General features: G+C 43.2%; 7 protein-coding genes. 4 read left to right on the top strand and 3 right to left on the bottom strand.

Annotation, left to right across the window (positions count from 1 at the left end; genetic code table 11):
* The first annotated feature begins 449 nt into the window (after window positions 1-449).
* Window positions 450-794, top strand: a complete 345-nt coding sequence (locus IM473_RS21780) for a hypothetical protein (RefSeq protein ID WP_287659672.1) — start codon at window positions 450-452, stop codon at window positions 792-794.
* Window positions 795-964: 170 nt separating this feature from the next.
* Here IM473_RS21780 and IM473_RS21775 read toward each other — a convergent pair whose 3' ends face one another.
* From IM473_RS21775 to IM473_RS21765, 3 genes are all read right to left on the bottom strand, one after another.
* On the bottom strand, window positions 965-1,972 hold the full coding sequence (locus IM473_RS21775) for a DnaJ C-terminal domain-containing protein (RefSeq protein ID WP_287659671.1): 1,008 nt from the start codon (window positions 1,970-1,972) through the stop codon (window positions 965-967).
* Window positions 1,973-2,041: 69 nt separating this feature from the next.
* Complete coding sequence (locus tag IM473_RS21770; RefSeq protein WP_149974560.1) at window positions 2,042-2,692, bottom strand: TVP38/TMEM64 family protein; 651 nt, start codon at window positions 2,690-2,692, stop codon at window positions 2,042-2,044.
* Between the two features lie 172 nt (window positions 2,693-2,864).
* On the bottom strand, window positions 2,865-5,219 hold the full coding sequence (locus tag IM473_RS21765; protein WP_287659670.1) for a glycogen debranching protein: 2,355 nt from the start codon (window positions 5,217-5,219) through the stop codon (window positions 2,865-2,867).
* 303 nt (window positions 5,220-5,522) lie between these two features.
* Between IM473_RS21765 and IM473_RS21760 the strand changes: the two genes are divergently transcribed.
* From IM473_RS21760 to IM473_RS21750, 3 genes are all read left to right on the top strand, one after another.
* On the top strand, window positions 5,523-5,789 hold the full coding sequence (locus tag IM473_RS21760) for a hypothetical protein (RefSeq protein ID WP_024969173.1): 267 nt from the start codon (window positions 5,523-5,525) through the stop codon (window positions 5,787-5,789).
* 308 nt (window positions 5,790-6,097) lie between these two features.
* On the top strand, window positions 6,098-7,138 hold the full coding sequence (locus tag IM473_RS21755) for a hypothetical protein (protein ID WP_287659669.1): 1,041 nt from the start codon (window positions 6,098-6,100) through the stop codon (window positions 7,136-7,138).
* A gap of 237 nt (window positions 7,139-7,375) precedes the next feature.
* Entirely contained in the window at window positions 7,376-7,774 is a 399-nt protein-coding gene (locus IM473_RS21750) for a hypothetical protein (RefSeq protein ID WP_287690556.1), read from the top strand.
* Window positions 7,775-7,837: the final 63 nt, after the last annotated feature.

The following is a 7,837-nucleotide window of genomic DNA, read 5'->3' as shown; positions in this document are numbered from 1 at the left end:
GTCTGAATTGGCGTATGTTGTATTCAGTAACCTTTTATCAATAATCAATCATAGTCCATCGCATAATTAGTCTCAACTGCGATTGGAATGATTGAATGAATACTATGATTATGGCCAATTCAAGTCTGAATTGGCGTATGTTGTATTCAGTAAACTTTTGTCAATAATCAATCATAGTCCATCACATAATCACACCAATCACAGTCAAGACGGCATGGGGGAGTAAATACCACTAATGATCCGTGTTATACTAAATCCGTTGAGTATAGGCTACATATCAGGAGAGGCAAAAGGCACTCATGCAAAAGGCAAAACGGAGAATAAATAATCAGTTTTTAATAACCGGATTTAGTATTATCTTAAAAACGGAGATAGATGGGGGGTTTGGTCTTGCAAAATCGGCAAATAGGGATAAAATCAAAACAAGTTAATTTTTTCCTTACCATATCATGTTAACCCCATCGGATAGTAAATTATCTAAGCAGCAGCGGATTCTCTCGGCTGTTTCCGAAGAGGAACAGCTTAAACAGCAACGAATTCAGGAAGTGCTATTGTTAATAGATAGTTTATTCCAAAGAGAGGAAACGACTTTTAGAATTATCATCGACTGTCTTTACGATGTGGGTTCGTTAAATTTAATTAATAAAAAGTTTCATAGTCGTTACTTAAATTTTATCATGAAAGCGATCGCTCGTTTTTCTAAGCCTATATTCAGAATTTATGCTCTCTATTGGGTGAAGAAAAATAGCCCCAAATTAATCACTAATTGGTTGGCTAGTAAGGTTAAATTCTAGCCAAGGATAAACTCCAGAGACAGTAAACAGTGATCAGTAAACAGTGACCAATAACTAACCACTGATAACTGATATAGCGTTTCTCATAAAGATGAAGTATAGGCTAATCTGATCCTGTGTCCTGACTCCCCAAAACGAAGACTTCGTACCTCACTATTAAGATATAGGGACTAAATTTGCACCTGTCTGAGATGACGACGGGGATCGGTGCTACGCTGAGATTTAATTTTCTCGTATAATTCCCGTTCGATCGCCGTTAATTCTTTGGGAGTATCGATGACAATTTTGACTAATTGATCGCCGCGTTGTCCTTTATTATCGATCCAACCTTTGCCTCGTAAGCGCAGGGATTGACCGGAACGAATACCGGCAGGGACTTTTATCGTCACCAGGCCATCGGGGGTAGGAACTTCGATCGCTGTGCCTAAAACCGCCTCATCGGGGGTAATCGGGACTTCACAGGTTAAATTATCGCCTTCAAAAGCAAAGAAAGGATGGGGTTCTAATTCCACATCGAGAAATAGATCTCCCCGTTGTTTACTCAAGGGATCGATTAGTCCTTTACCCCGTACCCGGAGACGATTACCGGTTTTAGTTCCTGGGGGGATTTTGATATCGATCATTTCTCCGGCTAAATTAACCCGTTTTTGTACTCCTCGTAAAGCTTCCGCAAAAGTCAGACGCAGTTTAGCGGTGGAGATGCCGGAAGTGACGGATTGCGGTGCAGTACGAGCGCCGGCAAAGTCGTTAAAATTGCTAAAATCGCCAAATCCTCCCCCCGGAGTACCGTAGGAATGGGAACGGGGGCGAGTACCGCCGGGGCTGCCCATGCGACCGAGTAGTTCGTTGATAAAATCATCAAAGGTACTGTACTGGCTAAAGTCAAAACCCGCCGAACCGAAGTCAACCCCCGGATTACCACCCGGCCAATTCGATCGCCCGGCCTGTTGCCAATATTGTCCAAATTGATCGTATTTTTGGCGTTTTTCGCTATCGGAGAGGACTTCGTAAGCTTCACTAATTTCTTTAAAACGTTCTTCGGCGCTTTTATCGTTAGGATTGCGATCGGGGTGATATTTGACGGCTAATTTACGAAAAGCTTTTTTAATTTCTTCAGCGCTGGCAGTTTTACCTACTCCCAGAACGGCATAATAATCTTTATAATCTGCGGCAGGCATCGATACGCTATCTCCTTAGCAATGAGGATTCAGTCGGGATATTCCTAATCTAACTTAATTTTATCGTGATCACTGAAAGGGAAATTGCCGACGACGACGATACCAAGTTCCCACACCTACTAACAGAGCAATGAGGGTAAAAGCCACCATCAGGGGCAATATATCGCCTTTTCCTAAAGATTTTAAACCCGCACCCATCATGACAAAGGGTAAAATGCCGGGGACAGTGCCTAATAAAGTACCGATGAAATAATCGCGAAAACGGATAGAAGTTAATCCCGCAACAAAGTTAACGATACCGTAGGGAATAATCGGTAATAGACGGATAGCAAACATATAAAATAGGCCGCCTTGCTGCATTTCTGCATCGATCGCTTGCCATTTTCCCTGAAATTTTTTGGCGGTATATTCCCGGCCGATAGTACGGGTAAAAGCAAAGGCAACTATAGCGGCCACCAAAGCGGCGATCGTTGTCCAAACTGTTCCCATAACTACCCCAAAGATCGCCCCACCACTGAGGTTTAAGGGGGTAGAAGGCAGGATTAAAATTGTCCCGATCGTATAGAGAATAATATACAAAATGGGGGCCATAATTCCCATTTGTTTTAACCAGATCTGTAATTGTTGGGAGTCGATACCACCGATTAGATAAACTCCGATCGCCGTGGCGATAATACAAATTATGGTTAGGATAATAACACTACTTTTAGTTTTAGACATTTAACGGTAATTTTGGGCTAAGTTCGGGTTGCAAAACATAAGATGCAGCCGGGGTCAATATTTCCCTATTGCCAAAAATATAGCAGAAATCGGCATAGGATCGATCTCGATCTCAATATTAGCGGGCTGCCCGATCTGTCCCCAAATTACCCCCGATATCGCTGTGGGTAGTTCAGTTAATCTCCTCGCAAACCACGATCGAAAAACCATTGACTTTATAGTTATCGGCAATTACTGTCCCTTGATCCACAGACCAACAATTATAATCGGTTTCTGCCCAAGCTGCCGTATCAATAATTCTTACCCAACGATAATTATTGGATGGGGAGGGAAGACGAAAATCCACCGGCAGATGATACATATTAATTAACACCAAAAAATCGTGATCGCCGACGGCACTACCATCAATTAAAAACCAAATACAGCGATCATCGGCAGTTAAATCGCTAACCCCATCGGTTTTTTTAAATAAATAGGTGACATCATTGCCTGCATCGAGAACCATATCACCGTAGCGGCGCTGTTTGAGGGCTATATGATTGTTTCTTAAGTGAGCAATATAAGCGGCAAAAATAAATAAAGGATTGCGTTCTTCTTGATTAGTTCCCGTGCCAAAATTATTGTGATAAGCTTCCCGATAACCAGTGGGCAGTAGATGGGGTGAACGGGTGGCGATCATATCATAATTATTCCAAGTGGCCACACTATCAATATTGTAGGGATTATTATTACCATTTTGGGTGCGGCCAAATTCATCGCCCCAGACAGTCATGGGAACACCGCGAGACAAAAATTGAATCGTCCAAAAGTTGCGTAATCTTTGGCGACGTAAGGCCTGATCACCCCCAGAATCCCAAGAATCGTTATTATTATTGCCGCCATCGGAAGGACCAAAGGGCCAGGGAGTGAGGTTATTTTTATGGTTATAACTGACCAAATCCATCAGGGTAAAACCATCGTGGGCAACAATAAAATCGATCGATTTTTGTGGTCCGCCTTGGTCGTTAAAATTGCGATAATCTCCGTTCACCTGTTCGATGAATTGAAAAGTATTACCATCTCCCTTTAAAAAATGCCGAATTGCATCGCGATAACGGCCATTCCACTCGCCCCAACCCGTCGGGAAATTACCCACTTCGTAACCCCAGCTATCCCAAGCTTCGGCGATCATTTCCGCATCGTATTTCTTGCCTAATTTCTCGATCTTTTCTAACAAGGGGTGTTTGGGGAAGAATTGTTTTTGTTCGCCACTATCTTCTCGGCCAAAGACGGTGGCCAGATCAAAACGAAAACCATCAACTCCCATTTCTTCTAACCAATAGGTGAGGGAATCAAGAACCAGATTACAGGTGACAATATGGGAAAAATTTAATTGATTTCCGCAGCCTGTCGCTCCATCGACTAGATAATGTTCATCGGTGAGTTGATAGTATTCCACCACATCAAAACCACCAAAACTAACAAATCGGGTGACATCGTTGCTGCCCCAATTGCCCGCTTCTCCGGTGTGATTATAGACCACATCGAGATAAACTTCCATACCTTGGTCGTGGAAAGCTTTGACCATGGCCTTAAACTCTCTGGTGGGTCCCCCGGGGGAGCGATCATAAGCATAACGGCGATCGGGGGCGAAATAACCAAAGGTCATGTAACCCCAATAGTTACCGCCGGGGCGATCGTCGGGGTTATTATCGTTAGCGGTTTCCTGGACCGGTAAGAGTTCGATCGTGGTAAATCCCAGCGCTTTCAGGTATTTGGCCATATAGCCGGCTCCTGCATAAGTTCCTCTGTACTGGTCGGGAACGTTGGCCACTTCCTCAAAACCCCTAATTCCCTTGAGAATATCTTCTAAACGACTAGCAGAGGGGTGATTGCTTAAACCGCGCACATGGGCCTCATAAATGATCGCTTTTTCGGCACCCAGACGGGGACGAGTACCGGTAGAAGTTCCATCCAGTGCGATCACAATGCCTTTGGGCGACCATTTGCCCGTATCGTATGCGCGCTGGATCACTCCTTTGTAGTCCCCCCCTCCCGTGGCATACATTGCCACATTTTCTCCGGCTGCGATCATGGCCGGGGTTTCAAGGTCGTGGGAAAGTTCTCGCGCGTAGGGATCGAAGAGGACTTTATTGGGGTTAAAACGATGGCCAAAATCGTCCACATCTGCCTGAAAACCGGCGTTACTGTGGCCTCTTTGCCATTTTTGATCAAATTGCCAATTGGAACCCCAACAGCGAAAAGCGTAGTAACTACCCGGGGCAATACCGGCGATTTTTGCCCGCCATATATCATCATTTGGGTTTTTTGTCAACCAGTAATCATACTTAGCGTTTTCTCCCGTCGGGCGATCGTAGATTTCCAGAAGAATCTGACTGGCATTTTTAGAATAGACGGCAAAGGTGACACTATCGCCTTGATAATGCGCTCCGAGGGGATAGGTGGCATCAGCCCAGAGATGGCTATCTAGGGGGGCATAATTACCAGATTGGGGATGATTTTGACCGATCTCACTCTCCGATTTCATAAGTTTAATAAATCTCAGATTATGACCGTCTAAAGTATAGATTTAATATGCTCTTGAATGTAAAGTTTTATGACGAGATTCAACGTTTCTGGGCTTAATCCATTGACTTAGTTGCCCAAATAGTTGAAGGTGGAGGAGGGGAGCCGAGATAGGGATAACTTTTAGTTGCGGAACTTAAGCATCTCATAAAGTTGCTCCTCCTGACAAACCCCTATCTAATTCGGAATCCTTGTACAGCAAGTCTTTCAGAAGTTTTCTGCACCACTAAGGGTTATTACTTACATTGACGATGAAGAATGTCCAATGGTTAACACTACGCCCACTGCAACATCTAATTCTGACTCTAATCAATCATCCTCTAGCAGTTTTTTACAAGACAACAATGGTAATAATTCAGCCATTCGTTTAATGTGCTTTATGGCATTAATTACAGCGATCGGATTTGGTTCCTACACATTGGTTAACAGCAAGGATGTTGGGCCTGTGGGGACGAATCTAACGTTTGCTTTTTTAGCGGCTGCTTTTGGCGGAAAAGTTGCTCATAAATTTGCCGAAAATTCGTCCCAATAGTTCCTGCAACTTTAAATTAGAGAATTTGCTCGAAAGAAAAAATTCACAAAACTGGTTTCTCAATTTATTAGTAGAAGGTCGTTGGGTAGGGCGATCAAAGTGACCCAATAGCGATCGCCATTAAATTAACCTAGTTATCCCATCTCGCAATAGTCGGCAGTGGGAATCGGCACGACTCTAAATGGTGAGGACAGAGCTAAATACTGAAAGTGTTAACCTTTGAACTCTCAAGTAATTACCTTTAAGTTCATTCAATCAACGACTTCAAACAAGTCAAAATTATCCATCTTCATAGAGGATTTAGAAAAATGACAACATTACCGTCCGGTTCCTGGAGCAATTCCTCCTCTGGCTCCCAATATACTGGTACTTTTGGCTCTACTTCGACTATCACGGCTCTATTATCATCAGGTAGTGGTGACCCCTTATTAAATGCTACAGCTTGTTATAATTCAGGCGATTCATTCAGCAACAGCAGTGGTAGTTTTCAATTCTCAACAATTGGCAGTACCACAGCAGGGCAAATCCCCGGCGGCAGTTGGTCTAAGAGTGCATACAACCCAATTTGGTGTCCTGTTTCCCAGTTAGTTGTGCCTTGTTCAACTTTCCCATACATTCGTGATATTGGAGGACAATTTCAGTCTATCAGCAACAGTAATTTAGTTTATCTGTGTGCTACCTTGGGGGGAAATAGTTCGTTTCCTCAGACGACCATTGCATTAACAAGCTACTCATTAAACAATTCAGGATCACTATTTACACTCTCTGGCAGTCCGACACCTGGTGCAAATATCACGACGTTGCCATCCCTGAGTATCAGTTGGCCTGGGGGTTCTTGGGAAAGTTCAAGCGTTGGCTCTTGGGTGGTTAGTTACTACGGAAATTATCTTCTTATTGCCAACTTGAAAACGGGTAGCGGCAGCAATACCCGTGTTGCTTGTACGACCTTTAGCCCAGGAGATACATTCAATAATGTGAATGGCTATTTCCAGTATTCTAGCATGAGTAATAATACAAAATACAGCCTGCCACAAGGTAGCTGGATTAATTCGGCCTATGATGTCATGTGGGCTCCTGTCAGTCAGTTTTTGGCATCAGGTTTAGTCGTTCCCACAGGGGTATCGGGAACGATTAACTCCTCTTCCTGCTATTCATCTTATGTGTCTTGTTACCTTGATAATGGTGCCACAACTGCCACCACTTTCTTTGGTTCAGTACCGCAGAATTTATCTAATTCCAACGGACTTTTAACAGCGCAGACTAGCAACAACAATTCCAATTTTTGGCTTAATTTTGCTAAGGATATCCTTGAGATTGCCCTTGATGCCGCCGAGATCGCAGCGGAGTAGTCAAAGTATTGCGGCGGATTCAGGTTTGGTCTGGTACATCCTCCACGCCGAAAGGCTTATCTAATAAGGAATTGACTGGGCTATAGAACAACCGCCGTAATCCTACTCTTTAAGGTAATGGCGATCGCTTATCTAATTAACAAAACTTAGCACAACCAGTTAGGAGGTCGTTAACCAATGGTTTTATACCGATGCAAAGATCCCTATGTGATCACCGTTAAAAATGAGGATGGATCTTTGTTATGGAATTTTAATCATTTTCCCTGTAGTTTTGTTGGTGACAGACAGGGAGAAGCCTATACGGGGGTGATTCCTTTTGAGTTTAAACCCTACAATATTCCCCTAGAAGTTGCCAATGCGAGATTGTTTTCGGTTTTTGGTTTTGATGATCCAGCCTGGCAGGGAGTCCCGTTAGATATTCATCTTTGTTTTGCGGCGGATCAGGGAAGGCAGTCTATCAGATTGATTCCAAATAAAGCGGCGAATTTTGAGGTGATTGAAGACAGCGAATATTGTAACATTATTCGTCATGTGTATAACAGTAGTTCCTATTTTGAAATCTTTCTGGGTAGTACAGAAAAAACAAAATATACAGATACTATTTGGCTGTATATTATGAATGTTTATCCAGACTGACTGTTTACCCACTGCTTGATGAAGTAGCCTCTCAAATCATTCTCAAAACAACCATTGCTAAAT

Origin of the sequence: Microcystis sp. M015S2 (assembly GCF_020245945.1) — a bacterium.
In the GTDB taxonomy this organism is placed as follows: Bacteria; Cyanobacteriota; Cyanobacteriia; order Cyanobacteriales; family Microcystaceae; genus Microcystis.
Note: the sequence above shows the minus strand (reverse complement) of the source record. Positions and strands in the feature narration are given on the sequence as shown.

Excerpts from the sequence above, each read along its gene's own strand:
- IM473_RS21775 (WP_287659671.1), bottom strand. The coding sequence starts at position 1,972 with ATGCCTGCCGCAGATTATAAAGATTATTATGCCGTTCTGGGAGTAGGT.
- IM473_RS21760 (WP_024969173.1), top strand. The coding sequence starts at position 5,523 with ATGGTTAACACTACGCCCACTGCAACATCTAATTCTGACTCTAATCAA.
- IM473_RS21755 (WP_287659669.1), top strand. The coding sequence starts at position 6,098 with ATGACAACATTACCGTCCGGTTCCTGGAGCAATTCCTCCTCTGGCTCC.
- IM473_RS21770 (WP_149974560.1), bottom strand. The coding sequence starts at position 2,692 with ATGTCTAAAACTAAAAGTAGTGTTATTATCCTAACCATAATTTGTATT.
- IM473_RS21780 (WP_287659672.1), top strand. The coding sequence starts at position 450 with ATGTTAACCCCATCGGATAGTAAATTATCTAAGCAGCAGCGGATTCTC.
- IM473_RS21765 (WP_287659670.1), bottom strand. The coding sequence starts at position 5,219 with ATGAAATCGGAGAGTGAGATCGGTCAAAATCATCCCCAATCTGGTAAT.